The sequence below is a fragment of the Cellulomonas cellasea genome, assembly GCF_030372105.1.
In the GTDB taxonomy this organism is placed as follows: domain Bacteria; phylum Actinomycetota; class Actinomycetes; order Actinomycetales; family Cellulomonadaceae; genus Cellulomonas_A; species Cellulomonas_A cellasea_A.
On sequence record NZ_JAUDBQ010000009.1, the window covers coordinates 129,399 to 153,775 of the forward strand.

18 protein-coding genes, 2 tRNA genes and 1 pseudogene are annotated in these 24,377 nt (G+C 69.5%); 9 read left to right on the forward strand and 12 right to left on the reverse strand.

What is annotated here, in order from left to right; translation table 11 throughout:
* Nucleotides 1-26: 26 nt before the first annotated feature.
* Nucleotides 27-2,468, forward strand: a complete 2,442-nt coding sequence (locus QUV83_RS10365; protein WP_289564446.1) for a glycoside hydrolase family 9 protein — start codon at nucleotides 27-29, stop codon at nucleotides 2,466-2,468.
* Between the two features lie 105 nt (nucleotides 2,469-2,573).
* Here QUV83_RS10365 and QUV83_RS10370 read toward each other — a convergent pair whose 3' ends face one another.
* From QUV83_RS10370 to dnaA, 12 genes are all read right to left on the reverse strand, one after another.
* Nucleotides 2,574-3,449 (reverse strand): proline dehydrogenase family protein, encoded by an 876-nt coding sequence (locus tag QUV83_RS10370; protein WP_289564447.1) that lies wholly within the window; start codon nucleotides 3,447-3,449, stop codon nucleotides 2,574-2,576.
* A 131-nt stretch (nucleotides 3,450-3,580) separates the two neighbouring features.
* Nucleotides 3,581-3,656 (reverse strand) — tRNA-Ala (locus tag QUV83_RS10375).
* Between the two features lie 43 nt (nucleotides 3,657-3,699).
* Nucleotides 3,700-3,819 (reverse strand): DLW-39 family protein, encoded by a 120-nt coding sequence (locus QUV83_RS10380; RefSeq protein ID WP_222705421.1) that lies wholly within the window; start codon nucleotides 3,817-3,819, stop codon nucleotides 3,700-3,702.
* A 24-nt stretch (nucleotides 3,820-3,843) separates the two neighbouring features.
* Nucleotides 3,844-3,917, reverse strand: a tRNA-Ile gene (locus tag QUV83_RS10385).
* A 78-nt stretch (nucleotides 3,918-3,995) separates the two neighbouring features.
* Nucleotides 3,996-4,970 carry a DUF3566 domain-containing protein gene (locus QUV83_RS10390; protein WP_289564448.1) on the reverse strand — a complete coding sequence of 325 codons (975 nt, stop codon included), beginning with the start codon at nucleotides 4,968-4,970 and terminating at the stop codon, nucleotides 3,996-3,998.
* Entirely contained in the window at nucleotides 4,967-7,579 is a 2,613-nt protein-coding gene (gyrA, locus tag QUV83_RS10395; RefSeq protein ID WP_289564449.1) for a DNA gyrase subunit A, read from the reverse strand. Before gyrA ends, QUV83_RS10390 begins: the two co-directional genes overlap by 4 nt.
* A 43-nt stretch (nucleotides 7,580-7,622) precedes the next feature.
* Complete coding sequence (gene gyrB, locus QUV83_RS10400; protein ID WP_289564477.1) at nucleotides 7,623-9,647, reverse strand: DNA topoisomerase (ATP-hydrolyzing) subunit B; 2,025 nt, start codon at nucleotides 9,645-9,647, stop codon at nucleotides 7,623-7,625.
* Nucleotides 9,648-9,872: 225 nt separating this feature from the next.
* Nucleotides 9,873-10,478 carry a DUF721 domain-containing protein gene (locus tag QUV83_RS10405; RefSeq protein ID WP_289564450.1) on the reverse strand — a complete coding sequence of 202 codons (606 nt, stop codon included), beginning with the start codon at nucleotides 10,476-10,478 and terminating at the stop codon, nucleotides 9,873-9,875.
* Nucleotides 10,468-11,727: a DNA replication/repair protein RecF gene (gene recF / locus QUV83_RS10410; RefSeq protein WP_289564451.1), complete on the reverse strand. Its 1,260-nt coding sequence runs from the start codon at nucleotides 11,725-11,727 to the stop codon at nucleotides 10,468-10,470. Before recF ends, QUV83_RS10405 begins: the two co-directional genes overlap by 11 nt.
* Nucleotides 11,728-11,736: 9 nt before the next feature.
* Nucleotides 11,737-12,681 carry a phosphogluconate dehydrogenase (NAD(+)-dependent, decarboxylating) gene (gene gnd / locus QUV83_RS10415; RefSeq protein ID WP_289564452.1) on the reverse strand — a complete coding sequence of 315 codons (945 nt, stop codon included), beginning with the start codon at nucleotides 12,679-12,681 and terminating at the stop codon, nucleotides 11,737-11,739.
* Nucleotides 12,682-12,768: 87 nt separating this feature from the next.
* Entirely contained in the window at nucleotides 12,769-13,899 is a 1,131-nt protein-coding gene (gene dnaN, locus QUV83_RS10420; RefSeq protein ID WP_289564453.1) for a DNA polymerase III subunit beta, read from the reverse strand.
* 651 nt (nucleotides 13,900-14,550) lie between these two features.
* On the reverse strand, nucleotides 14,551-16,011 hold the full coding sequence (gene dnaA / locus QUV83_RS10425) for a chromosomal replication initiator protein DnaA (protein WP_289564454.1): 1,461 nt from the start codon (nucleotides 16,009-16,011) through the stop codon (nucleotides 14,551-14,553).
* Nucleotides 16,012-16,556: 545 nt separating this feature from the next.
* Between dnaA and rpmH the strand changes: the two genes are divergently transcribed.
* From rpmH to QUV83_RS10465, 8 genes and pseudogenes are all read left to right on the forward strand, one after another.
* Nucleotides 16,557-16,694, forward strand: coding sequence for a 50S ribosomal protein L34 (rpmH, locus tag QUV83_RS10430; RefSeq protein ID WP_034225701.1), 138 nt, complete (start codon nucleotides 16,557-16,559; stop codon nucleotides 16,692-16,694).
* 10 nt (nucleotides 16,695-16,704) lie between these two features.
* Nucleotides 16,705-17,082: a ribonuclease P protein component gene (gene rnpA / locus QUV83_RS10435; protein WP_289564455.1), complete on the forward strand. Its 378-nt coding sequence runs from the start codon at nucleotides 16,705-16,707 to the stop codon at nucleotides 17,080-17,082.
* A 20-nt stretch (nucleotides 17,083-17,102) separates the two neighbouring features.
* Entirely contained in the window at nucleotides 17,103-17,387 is a 285-nt protein-coding gene (gene yidD, locus QUV83_RS10440) for a membrane protein insertion efficiency factor YidD (protein ID WP_289564456.1), read from the forward strand.
* Nucleotides 17,388-17,411: 24 nt separating this feature from the next.
* A complete protein-coding gene (yidC, locus tag QUV83_RS10445) occupies nucleotides 17,412-18,563 on the forward strand; it encodes a membrane protein insertase YidC (protein ID WP_289564457.1) in 1,152 nt (383 codons plus the stop codon).
* A 38-nt stretch (nucleotides 18,564-18,601) separates the two neighbouring features.
* Complete coding sequence (locus QUV83_RS10450) at nucleotides 18,602-19,117, forward strand: protein jag (protein ID WP_289564458.1); 516 nt, start codon at nucleotides 18,602-18,604, stop codon at nucleotides 19,115-19,117.
* A 404-nt stretch (nucleotides 19,118-19,521) separates the two neighbouring features.
* Complete coding sequence (gene rsmG, locus QUV83_RS10455; protein ID WP_289564459.1) at nucleotides 19,522-20,202, forward strand: 16S rRNA (guanine(527)-N(7))-methyltransferase RsmG; 681 nt, start codon at nucleotides 19,522-19,524, stop codon at nucleotides 20,200-20,202.
* 1,798 nt (nucleotides 20,203-22,000) lie between these two features.
* Nucleotides 22,001-22,852, forward strand: a pseudogene (locus tag QUV83_RS10460) (ParA family protein); the annotation flags it as partial.
* A gap of 164 nt (nucleotides 22,853-23,016) precedes the next feature.
* The gene (locus QUV83_RS10465) at nucleotides 23,017-24,324 is read left to right on the forward strand and encodes a ParB/RepB/Spo0J family partition protein (RefSeq protein ID WP_289564460.1); all 1,308 of its coding nucleotides are present in this window, start codon (nucleotides 23,017-23,019) and stop codon (nucleotides 24,322-24,324) included.
* Nucleotides 24,325-24,377: the final 53 nt, after the last annotated feature.

Below are 24,377 nucleotides of genomic sequence, written 5' to 3' on the forward strand. Positions count from 1 at the left end.
CTCCCGCGCCGAAGAAGGGGTCATTGATGTCACGTCCCACGTCGTCGGAAGCCCTGCGCCGACGCCCATTCCGTGCCCGGCGGCGGACCGTCGCCGGGGTCACCGCGCTCACCCTGGCCGCCGGCGCCGCCGTCGCCGGAGTGCTCGCGCTGCCCGCCACCGCCGCGCCCGCGTACAACTACGCCGAGGCACTGCAGAAGTCCCTGTTCTTCTACGAGGCGCAACGCGCGGGGGACCTGCCCGCGAGCAACCGCGTCTCCTGGCGCGGGGACTCCGCGCTGACGGACGGCGCCGATGTCGGCCTCGACCTCACCGGCGGCTGGTACGACGCGGGCGACCACGTGAAGTTCGGGCTCCCGATGGCCTTCACGTCCACGATGCTCGCCTGGGGCGCCATCGAGAGCCCCGGCGGCTACACCAAGTCCGGGCAGATGGCCGCCCTGAAGGACAACCTGCGCTGGGTCAACGACTACTTCATCAAGGCGCACCCGTCGCCCAACGTGCTCTACGTGCAGGTGGGCGACGGCGAGGCCGACCACAAGTGGTGGGGGCCCGCCGAGGTCATGCCGATGGCCCGCCCGTCGTACAAGGTCGACGCGAGCTGCCCCGGAACCGACGTCGCGGGGGAGACCGCCGCCTCGCTCGCCACCGCCTCCATCCTGTTCAAGACCGACGACCCGGCGTACTCCGCGAAGCTCCTCACCCACGCGAAGCAGCTCTACACCTTCGCCGACACCTACCGCGGCAAGTACTCCGACTGCGTCACCGCCGCCGCCTCGTACTACAAGTCCTGGTCCGGGTACCAGGACGAGCTCGTGTGGGGCGCGTACTGGCTCTACAAGGCCACCGGTGACGCCGCCTACCTGGCCAAGGCCGAGGCCGAGTACGACAAGCTCTCCGTCGAGAACCAGACCAGCACGCACTCCTACAAGTGGACCGTCGCCTGGGATGACAAGACGTTCGCCGCCTACCCGCTGCTCGCCATGGAGACCGGCAAGCAGAAGTACGTCGACGACGCGAACCGCTGGCTCGACTACTGGACCGTCGGCGTCAACGGGCAGCGCGTGCCCTACTCGCCGGGCGGCCAGGCCGTCCTCGACACCTGGGGATCGCTGCGCTACGCGGCCAACACCGCGTTCGTCGCGCTCGTCTACTCCGACTGGCTCACCGACGCGACCCGCAAGGCCAGGTACCACGACTTCGGCGTGCGGCAGATCAACTACGCCCTCGGCGACAACCCCCGCAACTCGAGCTACGTGATCGGCTTCGGGGCCAACCCGCCGCAGAACCCGCACCACCGCACCGCCCACGGGTCGTGGCTCGACTCGATGGCCAACCCTGAGAAGACCCGGCACGTGCTGTACGGCGCCCTCGTCGGTGGGCCGGGATCGGCGAACGACGCCTACACCGACAAGCGTGACGACTACGTGGCCAACGAGGTCGCCACCGACTACAACGCCGGCTTCACCAGCGCGCTGGCCCGGCTCGTCGACGAGTACGGCGGCACCCCGCTCGCCGGATTCCCGGTCGCCGAGAAGGCCGACGGCCCCGAGATCTTCGTCGAGGCGATGCTCAACCAGCCGTCGAGCAGCGGGTTCACCGAGGTCAAGGCCATGATCCGCAACCAGTCGGCCTTCCCGGCCCGCGCGCTGAAGAACGGCGCGCTGCGGTACTGGTTCCGGCTCGACCCGGGGGAGAGCGCCGCCAACCTCACCCTCACCTCGAACTACAGCGAGTGCGGCACCCAGACGGCCAAGCCCGTCTCGGCTGGCGGCGACCTGTACTACGCCGAGGTGAGCTGCGTCGGTCAGAACATCTACCCCGGCGGGCAGTCCGCCCACCGGCGGGAGATCCAGTTCCGCGTCTCCGGCGGCAGCGGATGGAACCCGGCGAACGACCCGTCGTTCACCGGCCTCAACTCCACGGCCCTGGGGGCGACCTCGAACATCACGCTGTACGACGCGGGCAAGCTCATCTGGGGCACGGAGCCGGGCACGGTCACCCCGACACCCACCCCGACCCCGACGCCCACGCCCACCGTCACACCGACGCCCACACCGACGCCTACCGTGACCCCCACGCCGACCGTCACGCCGACGCCCACGCCGACGGTCACCACGAGCCCGACGCCCACCCCGACGACTCCCGCCGCCGCCTGCGCCGTGACCTACTCGTCGAACGCCTGGTCCACCGGGCTGACCGGCTCGATCCGCGTCACCAACACCTCCACTGCCCCGCTGAGCTCGTGGAAGCTGGTGTTCGCGTTCCCGTCCGGCCAGCAGCTCTCCCAGGGCTGGAGCGCCACCTGGTCGCAGACGGGCTCCACGGTGACCGCCCAGAACGCCGCGTGGAACGGCGCCCTGGCCCCGGGCGCCAGCACTGACATCGGGTTCAACGCCACCCACACCGGCGCGAACACCAACCCGACGGCGTTCACCCTGAACGGAGTCGCCTGCACCGTGCGCTGAGCAGACGATGAGCCCGCCCTGGAACTGGCGTGTCTCCAGGGCGGGCTCGTCTATGCAGGTATTCAGGGACATCGGGCACGTGCGACGCGCCCCGCGCCCACGCCGCTAGACCCCGCGGGACTCGGCGACGCGGCGCATCCAGTAGCGGAACCAGCTGTCGCCGTACGGCACGTACACCCGCACCGGGATCTCGCGTGCGACGAGGTCCGCCACGACCTCCGGCCGGACCCCATAGAGCTGCTCGACCTGCCGGGGGCCCAGCGCCGCCAAGAGCGCCTCGCGGAGCACCCCGTCGTGGGTGGCCAGGGAGAAGTGCGCGTCGGCCTCGGCGAGCCGGTGGGCTAGGCGCAGGTAGGCGACGTCAGTGGGCTCCCCGTAGGGCAGCGCACGGTCGGCCGGCTCGACGTACGCGCCCTTGACCAGCCGGAGGTGGACGCCTGCCTCGACGAGCCGCTCGAGGTCATCGGGGGAGCGGCGCAGGTTCGCCTGGACTGTCGCGCCCAGTCGGTGGGCGAGCCCTCGGCCGGCCACGGAGAGCACGCACCCGAGGACAGCATCCGCCCGGCCGGCGTCCTCGGCGCCGACCTGGACGCGCCTGCCGTCGGGAACCTGCTCGGCGATGGCGGCCAGGCGCTCGACACAGCCGTAGGGGTCGACATCCAACCCCAGGTGGCTCAGGTCGATGGCCGGCCACACGTCCTTGGTCCCGTCGAGGCCGTCGATCAGGCTCGTGTACTCCTCGGTGACACGATCGGCGGTGGCGATGTCCTCCACCAGCTCGCCGAAGCAGTCGATGCTGGCCGCCGCCCCCAGCCCTTCGAGTTGGCGGGCGACGTCGAGGGCCGACGTGGCGCTGACTCCTGCCACGTACCGGGAGGCGGCCCTCCATGCCAGCCGATCGACGACGGGCACGGCGCGGACGCTGCGCTCCCATCGCTGGCTCGTGGCCAGCGCGAACAGCACATTTCGGTCGAGTCCCATGCCGACATCTTGGCAGCGGCGCCATCGCCTGTCAGGAGCGGTCCACTCTGGCGCCTACCTCGAGGCCCCACGTGAAAACGCCCCGGCCGAGGGATCAGACGAGGCGTTCTTGCAGTTCAGAGCACTGATCGTGGTGGAGCCAAGGGGACTCGAACCCCTAACCCCCTGCTTGCAAAGCAGGTGCGCTACCAATTGCGCCATGGCCCCGCGCGGCGGGCGGTCGACTTCGCCCTGCCCGACCGTGTGAGGCTCACTCGAAGGTGTCGGTGACCTCGGCCCACAGGTCGCGCTCATCGCGGTCCTGCGAGTAACGCTGCCACACGACGTAACCGGCGGCCGCAGCTGCCAACAGGAGCAGTACCTTCTTCATGCGTCCCTCGCAGTGGTTCGGGAGTGGGCCTAACAGGACTTGAACCTGTGACCTCTTCCTTATCAGGGAAGCGCTCTAACCGTCTGAGCTATAGGCCCGTGCGCGCACCGTCCGTGGACGACCGCGCCGGTTGAGACTACCTCAGCCTGGGCTGTGGTCCCAAACGCGGCGACTGCTCACTCGTCGGTGAGCGTGAGGTGCACGCCACCGACGAGCGACGCCGTGATGTTGTAGAGGAACGCGCCGATGGTCGACAGCGCCGTCAGCAGGAACACATCGACCACGGCGACGAGCGTCGCGGCGGAGATGATCCGCTGGAACTCCACGTACTGGAGCACGTTGACGTCGCTCTCGGCGCCGAGCACCTCCTTGACGAGGGTGTCGATCTGCGTGAAGACGTTCAGGCCGTCCAGCGTGAACCAGATGACGGCCGCTGCCACGACGATCATGATGCCGATCGCCACGGACAGCAGGAACGACAGCTTCATGACGGACCACGGGTCCACCCGCGAGACGGCGAGCCGCACACGGCGGGGGGCGCCGGGGGCCGGGATGGTCGTCGGGCGGCCCACCGAGGGGCGCTGGGGAGTCGAGCGCGGCGCCTCGGCTGCCGTGTAGGCGCCGGTGTCGGGCTGATCGTTCGCGGCGCTCGTGGTCGAGCTCATGGTGTCGTCCTTGGGGCGGGGGTGCGTCGCCGAGGAGAAGGCCGCGCTGGTCGCGGCCGCCGCCTTCTTCAGCGAGGTCGTCACGGAGTCGACCGCTACCTGCAACGGCGACGGGGGCTCGTCATTATCGTCCGGGGCTACCGCTCCCGGCCCGGAGTCGCGTGCGGCGGACTCGGAGCCGTTGGAGTTGACCGGCTCACGTGTCGCCGTCGGCGCATAGGCCGCTCCGGGGGCCGTCCCCACCGCGTCCGCCTCGACCTTCGCCGCTGCCGGCCGGGGAGAGCCCGCGGGCCGCGGTGTGCGGTCTGCGGCGGCCGCCTGCCCGTTCGAGGCAGGGGAGGTGGCGCCCTGGCGCGGCTCCTCCGTCGCGTCGCCGGTCGCCCCGTTGCCCTTCGCCGCGCCCGACCCCTTGGCGGGCGGACGGCTGGAGGGCGTCACCGCGCGTTTGCGCGGCGGAATCGACGGCGGAACGGAATCGCTGCTCATTCGTCCTCCAGTGCGGATGACTCGGCGACGGCCGGCTCCACCGACTCGCCCTGCACGGAGGCCTCCGGCACGTCCTGTGTCTCGTCCGGCGACCCATTCTCGTCGCCCACGGTACCGGCATCCTCACCGAGGTGCCGCTCAATGTTGCGTGCGACGGCGATGATCCGGTCGTTGGTGTCAGGCTTCGCGAAGATGACGCCCTGCGTGGTGCGACCCGTCGCGTTGACCTCGGCGACGGCGGAGCGCACGATCTTGCCGCGCTCCATGATGACCATCACCTCGTCGTCCACGTCCACGACCAGCGCGCCCACCAGGTCGCCGTTCGCCTCGGGGAGGTTCGCGACCTTGATGCCGAGGCCGCCACGGCCCTGCACCCGGTAGTTGTCGACCGTCAGCGCGGTGCGCTTGGCGATGCCGCCCTCGGTGACGGTGAACAGGAACGCCTCCTCGCGGACGACGTCCATCGCGAGCAGCTCGTCGTCGCCGCGGAACTTCATGCCCGTGACGCCCGACGTCGCGCGGCCCATCGGGCGCATCGCCTCGTCGGTGGCGGTGAAGCGGATCGACTGGCCCTTGCGGGAGACCAGCATCAGGTCGTTGCCGGCGTCGACGGCGCAGGCGGAGACGAGCTCGTCGGGGTTGCCCTCGTCGTCCTCGCGCAGGTTGATGGCGATGAGGCCGCCGCTGCGGTTGGAGTCGTACTCCGAGAGGCGGGTCTTCTTCACCAGGCCGCGCTTGGTGGCGAGCACCAGGTACTCGGCCGACTCGTAGTCGGGGATGTCGAGCACCTGGGCGATCTTCTCGCCGGGCTGGAAGGCCAGCAGGTTGGCCACGTGCTGGCCCTTGGCGTCCCGGCCGCCCTCAGGCAGCTCGTAGGCCTTCGCGCGGTACACCCGGCCCAAGTTGGTGAAGAACAGCAGCCAGTGGTGGGTGGTCGTCACGAAGAAGTGGTCGACGATGTCGTCCTCGCGCAGCTGCGCGCCGCGCACGCCCTTGCCGCCACGACGCTGCGCCCGGTAGTTGTCCGAGCGGGTGCGCTTGACGTAACCGCCGCGGGTGATGGTGACGACCATCTCCTCCTCGGCGATCAGGTCCTCGATCGACACCTCGCCGTTGAACGGCAGGATCCGGGTGCGGCGCTCGTCGCCGTAGCGCTCGACGATCTCCGCCAGCTCCTCGCTGACGATCGTGCGCTGGAGCTGCGGGTCGGCGAGGATCGTCTTGTAGCCGGTGATCTCCGTGGCGAGCTTGTCGTGCGCCTCGATGATCTTCTGCCGCTCCAGGGCGGCCAGCCGGCGCAGCTGCATCGCCAGGATGGCGCCGGCCTGCACCTCGTCGATGCTCAGCAGCTCCTGCAGCGCGGTGTTCGCCTGCTCGGCGTCGGGGGAGCGGCGGATCAGCGCGATGACCTCGTCCAGCGCGTCGAGCGCCTTGAGGTAGCCGCGGTAGATGTGCATCTGCTCCTCGGCCTTGCGCAGCCGGTAGCTGGTGCGCCGCACGATGACCTCGAGCTGGTGCGTCACCCAGTGGCGGATGAACGCGTCAATGCTGAGCGTGCGGGGGACCCCGTCGACGAGCGCGAGCATGTTCGCGCCGAACGTCTCCTGGAGCTGGGTGTGCTTGTAGAGGTTGTTCAGCACGACCTTGGCGACGGCGTCGCGCTTGAGCACGATGACCAGGCGCTGGCCGGTGCGGCCCGACGTCTCGTCGCGGATGTCCGCGATGCCCGTGACGCGGTTGTCCTTGACCAGGTCGGCGATCTTGCGCGCCAGGTGGTCCGGGTTGACCTGGTACGGCAGCTCGGTGACGACCAGGCAGATCCGGCCCTGGATCTCCTCGACCTCGACGACCGCGCGCATCGTGATCGAGCCACGGCCCGTGCGGTAGGCCTCCTCGATGCCCTTGTGGCCCAGGATCGTGGCGCCGGTGGGGAAGTCCGGGCCCTTGATGATGGTGAGGAGCTCCTCGAGGAGCTCCTCCTTCGTGGCCTCGGGGTGGTCCAGGTACCACTGCACGCCCTGGGCGACCTCGCGCAGGTTGTGCGACGGGATGTTCGTGGCCATGCCGACGGCGATGCCGGCCGAGCCGTTGACCAGCAGGTTCGGGTAGCGCGCGGGGAGCACGGACGGCTCCTGCGTGCGGCCGTCGTAGTTGTCCTGGAAGTCGACGGTGTCCTCGTCGATGTCCCGGACCATCTCCATGGCCAGCGGCGCCATCCGGCACTCGGTGTATCGGGGCGCGGCGGCCGGGTCGTCACCGGGGGAGCCGAAGTTCCCCTGCCCGGAGACCAGCGGGTAGCGCAGCGACCAGTCCTGCACGAGCCGCACGAGCGCGTCGTAGATCGACGTGTCGCCGTGCGGGTGGTACTTGCCCATGACGTCGCCGACGACGCGCGTGCACTTCGAGAACTGGCGGTCGGGCCGGTAGCCCCCGTCGTACATCGCGTACAGCACGCGCCGGTGCACGGGCTTGAGGCCGTCGCGCACGTCGGGCAGGGCACGCGTCACGATGACGGACATCGCGTAGTCCAGGAAGGACCGCTGCATCTCGAGCTGCAGGTCCACCTGCTCGATGTTGCCGTGCTCGATGTCGGTGTGGTTCTCAGTCACAGATCAGTCCTTGGTCTCGCGTGGGGGCGGATGCGCGCATTCCTCAGATGTCGAGGAAGCGCACGTCCTTCGCGTTGCGCTGGATGAACGAACGACGCTGCTCGACGTCTTCGCCCATGAGCACGGAGAACGTCTGGTCGGCGGCCGCGGCCTCGTCGAGCGTCACCTGGAGCAGCGTGCGGTGCTCCGGGTCCATGGTCGTGTCCCAGAGCTCGGTGTAGTCCATCTCGCCGAGACCCTTGTAGCGCTGGATCGCGTTGTCCTTCGGGATCCGCTTGCCATGCGCCTGCCCGTCGAGGAGCACGGCGTCGCGCTCCCGGTCGGAGTAGACGTAGTCGTGCGGCGCGTTCGACCACTTGATCCGGTACAGCGGCGGCTGCGCCAGGTAGACGTACCCGCCCTTGATGAGTCCCGGCATGTACCGGAACAGCAGCGTGAGGAGCAGCGTGCGGATGTGCTGGCCGTCGACGTCGGCGTCGGCCATCAGCACGATCTTGTGGTACCTCAGCTTCGAGATGTCGAAGTCCTCGCCGATGCCGGTGCCGAACGCGGTGATCAGCGCCTGCACCTCCTGGTTGCCCAGGGCCCGGTCGAGCCGCGCGCGCTCGACGTTGAGGATCTTGCCTCGGATCGGCAGGATCGCCTGCGTGCGCGGGTTGCGCCCACGGACGGCCGAGCCGCCTGCCGAGTCGCCCTCGACGATGTAGACCTCGCACTCCTCCGGGCGGTTCGACTGGCAGTCCTTCAGCTTGCCGGGCATGCCGCCCGACTCCAGCAGGCCCTTGCGCCGGGTCGCCTCACGCGCCTTGCGAGCCGCCATGCGGGCCGCCGCGGCCTGCTGGGACTTGCGGATGACGTCGCGCGCCTCGTTCGGGTGCGAGTCCAGCCAGTCGCCGAGCTGCTCGTTGACCACGCGCTGCACGAACGTCTTGGCCTCGGTGTTGCCGAGCTTCGTCTTCGTCTGGCCCTCGAACTGCGGCTCGCCGAGCTTGATCGAGATGACAGCCGTGAGCCCCTCGCGGATGTCGTCGCCCGTGAGGTTCTCGTCCTTCTCCTTGAGCAGCCCCTTGTCCCGCGCGTAGCGGTTGATCAGGGACGTCATGGCCGCGCGGAAGCCCTCTTCGTGGGTCCCGCCCTCGGTGGTGGAGATGGTGTTCGCGTACGTGTGCACCGACTCGGAGTACGCGGTGGTCCACTGCAGCGCGATCTCGACGGAGATGCGGCGCTCCACGTCCTCCGACTCGAAGTTGATGATGTCGGGGTGGACCAGCTCGACCTTCTTGATCGAGTTCAGGTAGTGGACGTAGTCCACGAGGCCGCCGTCGTACTTGTACGTGACGGTGCGCTGCTGCGGCGCCTCCGCCTCCTCCGTGACCTCGTCCTCGGTGCCGATGTGGCCCGGGCGCTCGTCGGTCAGCGTGATCTGCAGGCCCTTGTTGAGGAAGGCCATCTGCTGGAAGCGCGACCGCAGCGTCTCGAAGTCGTACGTCGTGGTCTCGAAGATCTGGTCGTCGGCCCAGAACGTGACGACGGTGCCCGTCTCCTCGACCAACTCGCCCTTGGCGAGCGGGGCCTGCGGAGCGCCGCGCATGTACTCCTGGCGGTAGACGTTGCCCTTGCGGACCTCGACCGCGAGCCGCTCGGAGAGCGCGTTCACGACGGACACGCCGACGCCATGCAGACCACCGGAGACGGAGTACCCCGCGCCGCCGAACTTGCCGCCCGCGTGCAGCACCGTCAGCACGACCTCGACGGCCGGCTTGCCCTCGGACTGCACGATGTCGACGGGGATGCCACGACCGTTGTCCGTGACCCGCACACCGCCATCGGCGAGCAGGCTCACCTCGATGTGATCGCAGTACCCCGCCATGGCCTCGTCCACGGAGTTGTCCACGACCTCGTAGACGAGGTGGTGCAGGCCACGCTCACCGGTGGAGCCGATGTACATGCCCGGACGCTTGCGGACAGCCTCGAGGCCTTCGAGGACCGTGATCGCGCTGGCGTCGTAGCCGCCATTGGAAGATGCTGGGGGGGTGCCGTCGGTCGACGTCGAAGCTGCGTCGGTCAGGCTCTGGTCGGCCACTGGTTGCGGTGCTCCTCAAGGTCTCACACGCGGACAAGGCGATCCCGGAGAGCGGATCACCCCATGACGCTGGAGTTCTCGGCGCAGACACGCCAAGAATGACCCTCACAGTCTACCTGGACATGGGTTCTGGACCCCCTTCGGCGCCAGCGTGCCGGGGCCCTGTTCCCAGGGCGCGCCCAGCGGGCGCGCAGAGCGAGCCCGGCAGCCTCAGCCGAAGGTGTCCCGCGGGCCCCGGCCCGGCACTGAGCGCGGACCCCGCTTGAACCCCGGGCCCGCCGGCCCGAGCACCCGCACCTCGCGCACCACGTCCTCGCCCACCACCGTCGCGATCTGCCGAAGCATCGCCGACGAGTACAGCCGGACGTTCGTCGCATACGCCGTCGAGTCGGCCCGGACCGTCAGGATCCCGTCCTCGAACGTCTCCGGGACGCAGTGATCGGCCACATCGCCGACGATCTCGCGCCAGCGGCCCATCAGGCCGCCCACCGACAACCTCTGCACCCAGCCCTGGTTGCGCACCAGCACGGGCAGCGTCGCGCCGATCATCTGCGGGTCCCGGCTGCCCGGGCCCGAGGTGCCGCGAGGAATGTCCAACGGCGAGCGACGGGCGGGCTGACCAGGGCGGATGCCCTTGGCTCGGGCGGCCTCCTTGGCCCGCTCCAACGCGGCCCGCGCGACCTGGGCGGGCGGCGTCAACTCGACGACCTCGCCTGCGGGGACCCCGTCGACAGCGGGAGCCGGGGTCGTGGGGGTGTCCTCAGGCGCAGCGGGGGAGACACGCGGCCGCGGTGCGCGCGGCTGGTCAGAGGACACGCTCCACCTCCCCGCCCATCACCTGCACCCGGGCGCCCGCGAGCTGGTCGGGGACGTCGCCGGGCACCGCGGCCGTGATGAGCACCTGCCGTGCGGGCGCGACGAGCTCCGCGAGCCGGTCCCGGCGCCGCACATCCAACTCGGCGAACACGTCGTCCAGGATCAGCACCGGCTCGCCGTCCTCACCCCAGTCGGCCATCCACAGGTCGTCATCCTGCGCGAGCCCGTCGACCTGGTCGGGGCCGCGCGTCAGCAGCGTGTACGACGCGAGGCGCAATGCCAGGGCGAAGGACCAGGACTCGCCATGGCTCGCATACCCCTTGGCCGGCAGTCCGCCCAGCGTCAGGGTCAGGTCGTCGCGGTGCGGGCCCACCAGGCACACGCCCCGCTCGATCTCCTTGGCGCGCAACGACCCCATGGCCTCGAGGAGCTGGGCCTCGACCACCGCCACCGGCGCCGCCCCGAGCGCGGGCACGGCTGCCGAAGCCGCGTCGGATCGGTCACCGCCTTGCAGCACCGTGTCGAGGGATGCGCGGTACGTGACCACCGCCGCGCCTTGCCCGGAGCTGACCTGCTCATACGCGCGCGCGACATGGGGGGCGAGGGCCGACACGATGGCCCGGCGCGCCACGATCAGCTCCGCGCCCACCTGGGCCAGCTTCGCGTCCCAGACGTCCAGCGTGCGCAGGTCAGCGCCACCGCGGGAGCCCCGCATCGCCTGCCCCGCCGACTTCAACAGCGCGCTGCGCTGGCGCAGCACCCGGTCGTAGTCGGAGATGACCCCCGCGAGCCGCGGCGTCACCAACACCGCCAACTCGTCCAGGAACCGGCGCCGGCCATCGGGATCGCCCTTGACGAGCGCCAAGTCCTCCGGCGCGAACAGCACCGTGCGCAGCAGCCCGAGGATGTCGCGGGCCCGGCCGGGCGACCCGCCGTTCACCCGCGAGCGGTTCGCCTTGCCCGGGGTGATCTCCACCTCGACCAGGCTGGTCCGCACGGAGTCCCGCTCGTCGGCACGCTCACGCACGACCTTCGCCCGGACCACAGCCCGGTCCGCGCCGGCCCGCACCAAGGCGGCGTCCGACGGCACCCGATGACTGCCGAGGGTGGCGACGTACCCCACCGCCTCGACCAGGTTGGTCTTGCCCTGCCCGTTCGGCCCGACCAGTGCCGTCACACCCGGCTCGAGCGGCAGCTCGACCTGCCGGTAGGAGCGGAAATCCGTCAAAGAGAGATACGAGACATACATCTGCGCAGGTCAGCCCGGTGACACAGGAGGAGCCGGCGGGGACGCCGGCCCGGAGCCGCCAGCGGACGAGCCAGCCGGTCGCACGGCGTGGCCCCCGAACTGCTGGCGCAACGCGGCGACCGCCTTCATCGCCGGGGACTCGCCCTGCCGTGAGGAGAACCGCGCGAACAGCGCCGCGGAGATCACCGGCAGCGGCACGGCGAGCTCGATGGCCTCGTCCACGGTCCAGCGCCCCTCGCCGGAGTCGTCTACCCAGTCCTCGATCGTCGAGAGGTCCTGGTCCTGCTCCAGCGCGGCGACCAGCAGGTCCAGCAGCCAGGAGCGCACCACAGTGCCGCGCGACCACGCCTTCAGGGTGCCGGGGACGTCGGTGATGAGCCCCTTCGCCTCCAGGAGCTCATACCCCTCGGCGTAGGCCTGCATCAGGCCGTACTCGATCCCGTTGTGCACCATCTTCGCGTAGTGGCCGGCGCCCACCGGGCCTGCGTGCACGAAGCCCTCGTCGCGGGGGCCCTCGGGGCGCAGGGCGTCGAAGATCGGCATCGCGCGGGCCACATCGTCGGCGGCGCCGCCGACCATCAGGCCGTAGCCGTTCTCCAAGCCCCAGACACCGCCGGACACCCCGACATCCAGGTAGCCGATCTGCCGCGCCGCGAACATCTCGCCATGTCGCGCGTCATCCGCGAAGTAGGAGTTGCCACCGTCCAGCACCAGGTCGCCGGGGGACAACAGCTCAGAGAGCTCCGCCAGCACCGCATGCGTGACCTCGCCGGCGGGGACCATCACCCAGATGACCCGCCCGCCATCGGGCAGGGACTCCACCAACTCGGCGAGGTCAGCCGTGTCTGACACTTCAGGGCGCGGGTCGTAACCCGTGACGTCGATCCCCGCGGCCCGGATCCGCGTGCGCATGTTCGCGCCCATCCTGCCGAGCCCCACCAGGCCGATGTGCATGGCCCCGCCTTTCCTTCATCGGGCATTCAACTCGGGACAGTCTCTCGCCCCACGCCCTCAGACGCCTATTCGCGCAGCGGGCGCCCGTCAGCTCGCGAAGCGGATCGGCACCAGCAGGTAGCGGTACTCCTGCAGGTCATCGCCCTCGAGCGAGTCCTGGCCGGTGAACTCCACCGGCTTGTTCGGGTGCGTGAACGACAGCCGCACGAACGGCGTCGTCAGCGCGCCGAGGCCGTCGAGCAGGAACTGCGGGTTGAAGGCCACCGAGATGTCCTCACCCACGAGCGTCGCCTCGAGCGCCTCGGACGCCTGCGCGTCGTCGCCCTGGCCGGCGTCGAGGACGACCTGGCCCTCGGTGAACGACAGCCGGATGGGCGTGTTGCGCTCGGCGACGAGGGAGACGCGCTTGGCGGCGTCCGCCAGCGACTGGGTGAGCACCACGGCGTGGATGGGGGTCTCGTCGGGGAAGAGCCGGCGGACCGGCGGGTAGTCGCCGTCCACGAGCAGCGACGTGGTGTGCCGGCCGTTCGCCTCGAAGCCGATCAGGTCGATGCCCTGCCCGGTGGACAACGCGATGTTGACCGAGGAGCTCGAGCCGAGCGACTTCGCGGCGTCGGACAACGTCCGGGCGCGCACGAGCGCAGTGGTCGACAGGTCGGGGGAGGCCGGCGTCCAGGTGAGCTGGCGCAGGGCGAGCCGGTAGCGGTCGGTGGCGAGGAGCGTGATCTTCTCGCCCTCGATCTCCATCCGGACACCCGTCAGCAACGGCAGCGTGTCGTCGCGGCTGGCCGCGACGGTGACCTGCGCGACGGCGTGCGCCAACTCGTCGCCGTCGACGGAACCGGTGACGTCAGGCATCACCGGAAGTGCCGGGTAGTCGTCGACGGGCATCGTCAGCAGCGTGAAGCGGCTGGCCCCACATGTGACAGTCACCTTGGTGCCCTCGAGGACCACATCGACGGGCTTGGCGGGCAGCGCACGGGAGATCTCCGCGAGGAGTCGCCCCGACACGAGCACGACACCGGGCTCGCTGACGTCTGCCGGGATCTCGGAACGAGCCGAGACCTCGTAGTCGAAGCTGGAGAGCTGGATGACGCCTGTCGCATCTGCCTCGATGCGGACGCCGGCGAGCACCGGCACAGGAGGACGCGTCGGCAGGCTACGTGCAGTCCACGTGACGGCATCTGCGAGAACGTCACGGTCGACGCGGAACTTCATGCCCCACCCTCTCGATCCCTGGCTCAGTGACTCCGTGCACCGCGACAGCGTGTCGGCCATCGGTCCGCGGCGCGGGCCGATGTGGCGAGGGCGGTGCCCGGGTCGGAGGGCAACACTACGCGAGAGCGTCTCTCGCCGGTACCGCGACAAGGGCGTCGGGGCGGGTGTGTCGGCCTGGTTCGCTAGAACCCTCATGACGGTGTGCGGATTTCTTTCCCTGAGAGGACTCGTCGTCATCATCGGGTCTGTGCATCGTGTGGATGACGTGCGTTGTCGCAGGTCAACCGACGTGGACGGCTGTGCACGGCCCATGGGACGCAGCAGTGGATGAACAGCGGTTCTGTGGATGAGCACTTTCGCGTCGTCCTCTGTCCACCGAGGAGTCCCTTGTCGTCCACATGTGTGGGGCCCTTGTCCACCGTCGTCCACAGGTCTGTGCACAGGTGTGCACAATCGTCCTACCGATGTCTGGACATGAGGTTCGACTTTCGGCGCCCATCCGACGCAGAGCGGGATGAAGCGGGCTCCAGGGCATGCGAACGACGCCGATCCCTCCGTGGGATCGGCGTCGTGGGCCGGGCTGTTGGCCAGGTCGTGGGCCGATAAGGGGCTGCGAGGCCGCCCTGCGGACGCACACGCGGCCAGGGCGTGTCAGCCCCGGTTCTGCTGCTTGATCCGATTGGTGAGCTCGGTGACCTGGTTATAGATCGACCGACGCTCGGCCATCAGCTCGCGGATCTTGCGGTTCGCGTGCATGACGGTGGTGTGGTCACGTCCGCCGAACGCCTGCCCGATCTTGGGCAGCGACAGGTCCGTGAGCTCCCGGCACAGGTACATGGCGATCTGACGGGCCGTGACGAGCACCCGGGACCGCGACGAGCCGCACAGGTCCTCGATCGACAGGCCGAAGTAGGCCGCCGTTTGGCCGATGACCGCCGTCGCGGTGATCTCGGCCGTCTGGTCGTCCGTGATGAGGTCCTTGAGCACGATCTCAGCGAGCGACAGGTCGACCTGCTGCCGGTTGAGGTTGGCGAACGCCGTGACCCGGATGAGGGCGCCCTCGAGCTCGCGGATGTTGCTCGAGATCTTCGACGCGATGTACTCGAGCACGTCGTGCGGCGCCTGCAGCCGCTCGCTGCCGGCCTTCTTGCGCAGGATCGCGATGCGCGTCTCGAGGTCCGGCGGCTGGACGTCGGTGATCAGGCCCCACTCGAAGCGGGACCGCATGCGGTCCTCGAAGCCGTTGAGCTGCTTGGGCGGCAGGTCGGAGGTGAGCACGATCTGCTTGCTGGCGTTGTGCAGGGTGTTGAAGGTGTGGAAGAACTCCTCCATCGTCTGCTCTTTGCCCTGCAAGAACTGGATGTCGTCGATGAGCAGGACGTCGACCTCGCGGTAGCGCCGCTGGAAGGCCCCCGCCCGGCCCTCGCCGATCGAGTTGATGAAGTCGTTCGTGAACTCCTCGGAGTTCACGTAGCGCACGCGCACGCTCGGGTAGAGGTTCTGCGCGTAGTGGCCGATCGCGTGCAGCAAGTGCGTCTTGCCCAGGCCCGAGTCGCCGTAGATGAACAGCGGGTTGTACGCCTTGGCGGGGGCCTCGGCCACGGCCACCGCGGCGGCGTGCGCGAAACGGTTCGAGGAGCCGATGACGAAGGTCTCGAAGAGGTACTTCGGGTTGAGGCGGGCCGGCTCGGTGGGCGGAGTGCGCCGAGCGGTGCTCATCCGCAGGGGCTCCTGGTCGAGCGGCGGCGCCCCGGCCATGAAGTCCTGCGGGTCTGAGGTCAGGGACTCAGCGGACGCGGTGCGAGCCGGTGTGGATGCCGAGGACGCGGGGGCGTCGAGCGGGACGAGGTCGGCGTCGACCGTGATGGCGAACCGGGCCTCGCGCCCGAGAGCTGTGGACAGCGCCTCGGTCACCTCGGCGCGCACCCGCGTCTCGAGATACTCCTTGGTCAGGTCGTTGCCGACCGCCAGGAGCATCGTCCCGTCGAGGAGGCCGAGTGGCTGGGCGAGCTTGACGAACGCGAGTTGACGCGGCGTGATGTCGGGGCTCGAGTCCAGCTGAGAAAGGGCGTGAGCCCAGACGTGGGCCAGCTGCTCGTCCTGTGGTGACACGTCCTACCCTCGCTGCTGGTGAATTCTCGTGGTCGAGTGTCGCACGGTAGCCGGTCATCCACACAGTTATCCACAACCTGTGTGTGACGGATCTCCGGCTTGCGCCGCCCATCGGGGCGGCCCGACGGCGAGTTCTCGCCCCCTGCTGCGGCTCATCGTCGAACGGCGGGACGAGCCCATCGCTCGACGCATCGATGGTAGTGGCCCACTGCCCGCTCGGGGAGTCCCACGAACGCCTGAGAGGATGAGGACCGCCGGCGGGGAGGCCCCCGGCCCGAGTCGGGCGTCAGTGCCAGGGCGCTGGATCGGCCGCGAGGCACCGGGCAGGTCCATGATCTGCGCGGACGCGGTGCGCCAGCGCCTGGTTTGACCCTTGGAGCGGGCCCGGCGTAGTGTTGACCAGCCCTTCCTGATGGCTCCTGCTGGCGTGCCTTGACGCCGGACGCGCACTTGCGTCGAACAACGGAGCAGTCGAGCTCGGCACACCTACCTGGTCGCGCGCGACACCGTGCGAGACCGTTGCCCCGAAGTACTTGGAGATCCTCGTGAGCAAGCGCACTTTCCAGCCGAACAACCGGCGTCGTGCCAAGACCCACGGCTTCCGTCTGCGCATGCGCACGCGTGCAGGCCGTGCGATCCTCGCTGCCCGCCGGCGCAAGGGTCGTACCGAGCTCTCGGCCTGACCCACATCCGGTGCTGCCCGCTGCGCACCGGATGCGCCGACCTGCGGAGTTCGAGCAGGCGGTGCGGCGCGGTGCGCGCGGTGGACGGGAGTCGCTGGTGGTACACCTCGTGACTCGGACCGACCCCGGACCTGGTCCGGCGGTCGGTTTCGTCGTGTCCAAGGGGGTCGGCAACGCCGTGGTGCGGAACAAGGTGAAGCGACGGCTTCGCGCGTTGGTGCGCGAGCGGTTGACGGAGCTCCCCGCCGACAGCAACGTCGTCGTCCGCGCCCTCGCGCCTGCCGCCACCCGGGAGTACTCCTCCCTGGGCTCCGACCTGGACTCAGCACTCGACGTCGCGCGCAGCCGTGCCCGTCGTCGACGCGACGAGGGCTCAGGCTCCCGATGACAAGCGAGCGCCTTCACACCATGCTGCGGTTCGTCGCCGCGCTGCCGGGGCGCGCCATCCTGCTCGTCCTGCGCGGCTATCAGCTCTTCATCTCGCCGATGACAGGGCCGACGTGCAAGTACTACCCGTCGTGCTCGCAGTACGCGGTTGTCGCAGTGCAGCGGCACGGGGCAGTCCGCGGCTCGCTGCTGGCCGGTTGGCGACTGCTGCGCTGCAACCCCTGGAGTGCCGGCGGGATCGACGATGTGCCCCCCGCGCGGCCCCACAAGCACAGCCTGACGCACGTGGCTTCCCCCACGTCCTGACCCCCCACCGAGGAGCTCTGCCACATGTCGTGGTTCGATGGACTGCTATGGCCGATCATGGTCGTGGTCGCGTGGATCATGGTCCAGTTCCACAAGGCGCTCGCTTGGTTGGGAATGGACCCCGCCGGCGGCATCGCGTGGACGCTGTCCATCGTCGGCCTCGTGGTCGTGATCCGGATCATCCTGATCCCGCTCTTCTTCAAGCAGATCAGGGCCTCGCGCGGCATGCAGTTGCTCGCGCCCGAGATGCAGGCGATCCAGAAGAAGTACAAGGGGAAGCAGGACCCCGCGTCACGTGAGGCCATGAGCCGCGAGACGATGGCGCTCTACAAGAAGCATGGGACGAACCCCTTCGCCTCCTGCCTGCCGATCCTGTTGCAGTCGCCGATTTTCTTCGCGCTGTTCCGAGTGCTGTACTCCATGCCCCTGATCGCCGCGGGCACCTACGAGCGCAGCCCCAACATCGGCCCGATCACCCCTGCTGTGGCGCAGGAGTTCGAGTCCGCCACCATCTTCGGCGCCCCCCTGTCCGGCTACTTCCTGCAGCCCGGCGCGGACATCAACATCAAGATCGTCACCGTCATCCTGATCGTCGCGATGTCGGCCACGACCTTCTTCACGCAGCGCCAGCTCACGATGAAGAACATGCCGCCGGCGGCCCTGCAGGGCCCGATGGCCCAGCAGCAGAAGATGATGCTCTACGCGCTGCCGGTCATCTTCGCGATCTCAGGCGTCAACTTCCCGATCGGTGTCCTCGTCTACTGGACCACGACCAACGTGTGGTCGATGGGCCAGCAGTTCTACACGATCCGTCGCATGCCGGCCCCCGGATCCGCCGCTGAGAAGGCGCTCAAGGAGCGCAAGGCGCGCAAGGCCGCTGCCAAGGGCATCGTGATCGAAGAAGAGAAGCCCGTCATCGAGGAGAAGCCGCGCGGTCAGCGCCCCCAGCCGAAGCGCAAGGACCGCGCGAAGCCTCGTCCGGTGGACGGCTCGGCGGCTCCCGCGGAGACGCCGTCGGCTGACGCCGAGCCGAGTGGGGAGGCGCAGGCGCCGAAGCGTCCGGCAGGACAGGGGCCCAAGCCCTCCGGCACGTCGGCAGCACGGAAGCCCGCCAGTGGCTCCAAGCCGACGACTGCGCGCCCGAAGCCTTCCCCCAAGAAGAAGCCCACGAAGTAACGCTCACCCGGCGCCGAGCCGACTGACGAGGAGCACCGATGACGTCTTCTGAAACACCCGCCGCGCCTGCAGAGGCGAGCCCGACCACGCGCCTCGAAGAAGAGGGCGAGATCGCGGCTGACTACCTCGAGGAGCTGCTGGACATCGCCGACCTCGACGGCGACATCGACATCGACGTCGATCACGGCCGCGCTGCGGTCGAGATCATCGGCGAAGAGGGCTCGGTGCGTGCGCTTCGGCGGCTCGTCGGGCGCGACGGCGAAGTCCTGGACTCGCTTCAGGAGCTGACGCGGCTGGCCGTGCAGGCGAAGACGGGGGAGCGGAGCCGCCTGATGCTCGACATCGCCGGCTTCCGCGCTGCGCGCCGACTCGAGCTGATCGAGATCGCCAACGAGGCCATCGCACGGGTCAAGGCGGACGGCGCCGATGTGGCCCTCGCGCCGATGAACCCGTTCGAGCGCAAGGTCGTCCACGACGCCGTCGCGGCCGCTGGGCTCGTCAGCGACTCGGACGGCGTGGAGCCCTCGCGTCACGTGGTGATTCGCTCCGCATAGTTTGGCGCCCATCCCGGCGGGGCCGGGGGCGGGACATAACGAAGAACGGCCAATCCCTCGGGGTTGGCCGTTCTTCGTTTCACGTGAAACAGAGTTCCCGGGGCAGCGGTGGGGGCCGTGGGTTCAGCGAGCTAGACGCTGAGATCGGTTCGTTGGCGGGCATCTGTTTCACGTGAAACGGGGGGCTCGTCCGAGCGTCGGAGTGGTGCCCGTGCGAGGCGTCAACAGCGCGGTACGGTAGGGCAGCCGTTGCGCCGCCGTTGTGGTGCGCACGTAGGACTGGCGCCGACGATTCGCGCGGGTCACACGTAGTCAGTGGAAGGGCTGTGGGCGAACTGCGCCCAGGCCGACGTAGATGAACACCGTCGCCCCGACATCGCGGGTAGCACGAGAAGGGGGCCAGCGTGTCGAGCGACGAGCACAACGCGGAGCAGTCGGAGATCGATCCGTGGCAAGGCGACGTGCGACTGGTCGAGTTCTTCGGCGAGGCATGGCCGGCCATTGAGGGATTCCATCGGCTGCTGACTGATGAAGGCGTGCTGCGCGGACTCGTCGGACCACGTGAGGTCGGACGGCTCTGGGAGCGGCACTTGCTGAACTCGGCGGCGGTCGTCCCGTTCCTTCCCGAGACCGGGCGGATCATCGACATCGGCTCCGGGGCTGGGCTGCCCGGCATCGTCGTCGCGGCGATGCGACCTCACGCCGAGGTCATCCTGCTCGAGCCGATGGAGCGCCGCATCGACTGGCTCACCGAGGTCGTCGATGAGCTCGGCCTCTCGAACGCAGTCGTCACGCGTGGTCGGGCTGAGGAGCTTCACGGCGAACTGCGTGCCGACGCCGTGACGGCCCGTGCGGTGGCGCCTCTCGATCGGCTGTACCGCTGGGCGCTTCCCCTGCTGGGCAAGGGGGGAGTGCTGGTGGCGCTCAAGGGCGCCCGAGCGCAGGACGAGGTCGAAGCCGGCGCCCGCTGGGCGAAGAAGCTCGGTGGAGCAGCCGCGGAGGTCATCAGTGCGTCCACGATCGAAGGAGCCGAGCAAACGAACGTGGTCCGCGTCGTTCGGGAGGCTGAGCGCGGTGTTCGGTAGGAAGAAGCGCCGACAGCAGGCCGCCGAAGAAGCGCAGAGTGCGGTAGCCGCAACCGGCGCGGCGTGGACTCCAGGACAGGGGTCAGCGGAGGCTGGGTCCGTGGGCGAGCAGGGCGCTGTGGCCCAGCCCGCTGCTGTGGGGGCTTCATCTGCTGACGGGGCGTCTGATGCCGTCGCTCACACACACGCCAACATCGCGTTGGCGGATGGCGGTGAAGCGGTCCTAGGGGTCGCGCGCGGCGTGGCTCCTGCCGAGAGCGCAGACGTGGTGGATGGCGGCGGCTCCTTCGGTAGTGCGTCGGCGTCCGGTGTGGACGCATCGGGTCGCGGGCCGGCTGTTTCACGTGAAACAGGTCGCCCGGCGGATGCCGGGGAAGGACGCGCCGCGGTCCCGGCTCCCGCACTCGCCACGGATCGTCTAGACGCGCAGCCGTCGCTCGAGCACGCCGGCCCCGCATCGGGACTGCCGCAGCGGGGTCGGCGCGCCACGCCCGACCACCACGTGAGCGGCACGGCGGGCCGTGGCGAGCTCGGTGGCGGCAGCGCGCACCCTCTCGGGATCGATATTCCGGGCTCCGGCGCTCTCGCCAGCGGCTCCGTGCGCTCCGAAGGGCAGGATTCGCCCGCTGGGAGTGGGACGGGCGGCGTCTCAGGGGCTCCTGGAGAAGGATTGAGCGCCACAACGTCGCCTCGGAAGCACTTTTGGGCGCCCGTCGACAGCGGTCGGGAGACCCCTGCGCTCGAGGAGCCGGTGGAGATAGACATTCGGCAGCAGCCGTCCGCGGTTCTGCAGGACGATCTCAGCGGTGAGACGACTCACGCGACGCAGGATTCGGGAGCTGACGGTGCTGCCCCGGGGGGCGAGGGTGGCGACGCGGGTTTGGCGGTTCCACGTGAAACGACGGGATCGCGCGACGGTGCGGTGGACGGGTTGCCGGTGCCCATCGATGAGGTGGGTGGTGGCGAGGGCGGCGAGGCCCTTGTCGGGCGCGCGGGGGTTCCGAGCGAGATGGGCACCTCTGTTGCGGGTCCGCGTGTGCCCGTGACGGTTCAGGCTAGGTCGTCGGTGGGCCGGGATGGTGTGCCATCCGGCCAGGTCGGGGCAGCCGTGGACCAAGCCGGGACGCTTCCGGGCCGAGCCGAGGCAGGCGTGGACCAGGCCGGGTTGCCTGCGGGCCAGCATGGGACAGGCGTCGACCAGGGCGGGGCATCCCCGGGGCAAGTCGGGGCACCCTCAGGTCGGGACGCGGCGGCCGCGGGCCGGGGGGAGTCGTCGGCCGACCTGGGCATCGGGGTCGCGTCGAGTGCTGGCATTGCCGCGGGCGTGGTGGGTGAATGGCCGGGGGCTGGTGAGCTGGCTGGCTCGGTGGGCGCGGCTGACGGTACGGACGCTGTGGGGGAGGGTGCGGGAGACCGTGGAGCTCTCGCGTCCGACCTTGGAGCGCGCTCTTCTGACGTCTCCGCCGATGCCCTCTCTCTGCCACACCTCGACGACCCGCTCTTCGACTCGGGGGCCCCTGCGCTGGGTCCACCCCAGGCGGCAGAAGACGAGAACGTAGCCCTGCCCCCGCTCGTCGCAGGCGCCGCGCGCGAAGCAGCGCAGGCCGCGGAGAAGTACTCCTCCACCAGGCCAGCCGGCCGCGGTGCGGGGGAGAGTCAGAACGAACGTGCAGGTCAGGGCGTTGGCGATTCGTTGTCAACGGTTTCTGCCGAAGCTCAGCAAGCCACCGACTCCGATGAAGAAAGGCGTGCGGCACTCGTCAAGAGCCTGCCGGACGCAGATGAGGACACACCGCTGATGGCCCAGATCCAGGAGGATGCGCGTCGGCGCATCGAGCTCCGTGGACGCAAGTTCCCACGTCCTGCCAAGACTCGCGTCATCACTGTCGCGAACCAAAAGGGTGGAGTCGGGAAGACGACCACCACTGTCAACATGGCTGCGGCGTTGGCCCAGGCCGGGCTGAATGTCCTCGTGCTCGACAATGACCCGCAGGGGAATGCCTCCACGGCGCTCGGGGTGGACCATCGTGCGGGCACTCCGTCGATCTATGAGGTCCTGGTCGAGGGCGCTCCGATGGCGGATGCCGTCCAGGAGAGCCCGGACACCCCGAACCTGTGGTGCCTGCCGGCCACGATCGACCTCTCGGGCGCCGAGATCGAGTTGGTGTCGATGGTCGCGCGCGAGACCCGTCTGCGCACGGCTCTCGACCAGTACCTCGAAGGGCGTGTCGCCGCTGGTCAGGAGCCCATCGATTACGTCTTCGTGGACTGCCCGCCCAGCCTCGGCCTGCTGACGGTCAACGCGTTCGTGGTGGCTCGCGAGGTGCTCATCCCGATCCAGTGTGAGTACTACGCACTGGAGGGCCTGACCCAGCTCCTCAAGACGATCCAGTTGATCCAGGCGCACCTGAACCCTCAGCTGCACGTCTCCACGATCCTGCTGACCATGTACGACGCGCGCACCAACCTGGCGCAGCAAGTCGCGCAAGAAGTGCGCGAGCACTTCCCGGACGTGACGCTGCGCACCGCGGTGCCGCGGTCGGTGCGGATCTCCGAGGCGCCGAGCTACGGCCAGACGGTCATGACGTACGACGCTGGCTCGTCGGGTGCGTTGGCGTACCTGGAAGCGGCCCGTGAGTTCGCCGAGCGCGCGGAGCCGGCTGTCACCGCCGGAGGATCGTTGTCCTCCACCGTGCAGCGTGCCTGGCAGGCGGCGGACGCGATGGCCTCGGCGCACAACAGCAATGCGACCCCCGCATCGAACGGTCTCGGCGATGACGCCGGTTCCGCGACCCCCCAGCAGCAGGAGGAGTTGTGAGCGAGAAGCGTCGTGGTCTCGGACGAGGTCTCGGGGCACTGATCCCCACCGGCCTCGATGGTCAGCGGCCTTCCGAGGGCCAACGTCCGGTGGACGTCTTCTTCCCTGACAACCGCAAGGACGAGCGCGCCTCGAAGGAGGCCGCTGCGAAGGACGCCGCCGCGCAGGCGACGCAGGCCACCGCGGAGGCTGAGGCTGTTTCACGTGAAACGGCGACGGCCGGGAGTGGAACGTCGGCGCCTACAGTGGCGCCCGATCACGCCGTGGGCACCGAGAATGGCATCGACGGTGGCGCCACCTCGGCCACGCAGCCGGGGTCGGAGCCCACTGCGCAGGCGGACAGCGCGAGCGCATCCACCACCGCCAGCGAGCCGCAGGCCACGGCCACTCAGGCTGCACAGTCGAACGGCGCCGCCGCGGATGCCCGTGCGGCGAGTGATCGCATTGCCCCGGCAGGGGAGGACAACGGCGATGACGCGCTCCTGACGGTGCCGGGCGCGCGGTTCGCGGAGTTGCCCGTGGGCTCCATCCGCCCGAACCCGCGTCAGCCCCGAACGGTCTTCCAGGAGGAGGCCCTCGACGAGCTGATCGGGTCGATCCGTGAGATCGGCGTGCTGCAGCCGATCGTCGTCCGGCCCGATGGCGCCGACGGCTATGAGCTGATCATGGGTGAGCGCCGGTGGCGTGCCACGCAGGCCGCCGGGCTCGACACCATCCCCGCGATTGTCCGGGACACCGAGGACTCCGACCTGCTGCGCGACGCGCTGCTGGAGAACCTGCACCGGTCGGAGCTCAACCCGCTCGAGGAGGCAGCCGCCTACCGGCAGCTCCTGGACGACTTCGGCTGCACCCATGAGGAGCTGGCGACGCGGATCCACAGGTCGCGGCCGCAGATCTCGAACACCCTGAGGCTGCTGCGTCTGCCCCCGCTGGTGCAGCGTCGGGTCGCGGCGGGGGTGCTCTCCGCCGGGCACGCCCGGGCACTCCTCGGTCTCACCGACGGTGCGGCCATTGAGCGGCTCGCGCAGCGCATCGTCTCTGAGGGGCTGTCGGTGCGCGCGGTGGAGGAGATCGTGTCGCTCGGGGGAGAGGCGGCGCCGGCGCGGCGTCAGCCTCGCGCCGGGGAGCGCAACGAGGCTCTCGACGAGCTGGCCTCGCGGCTCTCCGATCGCCTGGACACCCGCGTGAAGATCAACCTGGGGAAGTCTCGTGGTCGGCTAACCGTCGAGTTCGCCTCGGTGCAGGATCTCAATCGCATCCTGGAGAGCCTGACCCCGGACGAGCCGGGGTTCCTGCGCTCCTGAGCATCACCTGCGGATGTTCCACGTGAAACGGCCAGCCAGAGCAATCTGGCTGG

Coding starts and splice junctions, on each gene's coding strand:
- QUV83_RS10365 (WP_289564446.1), top strand. CDS start 27: ATGTCACGTCCCACGTCGTCGGAAGCCCTGCGCCGACGCCCATTCCGT.
- QUV83_RS10370 (WP_289564447.1), bottom strand. CDS start 3,449: ATGGGACTCGACCGAAATGTGCTGTTCGCGCTGGCCACGAGCCAGCGA.
- QUV83_RS10380 (WP_222705421.1), bottom strand. CDS start 3,819: ATGAAGAAGGTACTGCTCCTGTTGGCAGCTGCGGCCGCCGGTTACGTC.
- QUV83_RS10390 (WP_289564448.1), bottom strand. CDS start 4,970: ATGAGCAGCGATTCCGTTCCGCCGTCGATTCCGCCGCGCAAACGCGCG.
- recF (WP_289564451.1), bottom strand. CDS start 11,727: ATGTATGTCTCGTATCTCTCTTTGACGGATTTCCGCTCCTACCGGCAG.
- gnd (WP_289564452.1), bottom strand. CDS start 12,681: ATGCACATCGGCCTGGTGGGGCTCGGCAGGATGGGCGCGAACATGCGC.
- dnaN (WP_289564453.1), bottom strand. CDS start 13,899: ATGAAGTTCCGCGTCGACCGTGACGTTCTCGCAGATGCCGTCACGTGG.
- yidD (WP_289564456.1), top strand. CDS start 17,103: ATGCTGCGGTTCGTCGCCGCGCTGCCGGGGCGCGCCATCCTGCTCGTC.
- yidC (WP_289564457.1), top strand. CDS start 17,412: ATGTCGTGGTTCGATGGACTGCTATGGCCGATCATGGTCGTGGTCGCG.
- QUV83_RS10450 (WP_289564458.1), top strand. CDS start 18,602: ATGACGTCTTCTGAAACACCCGCCGCGCCTGCAGAGGCGAGCCCGACC.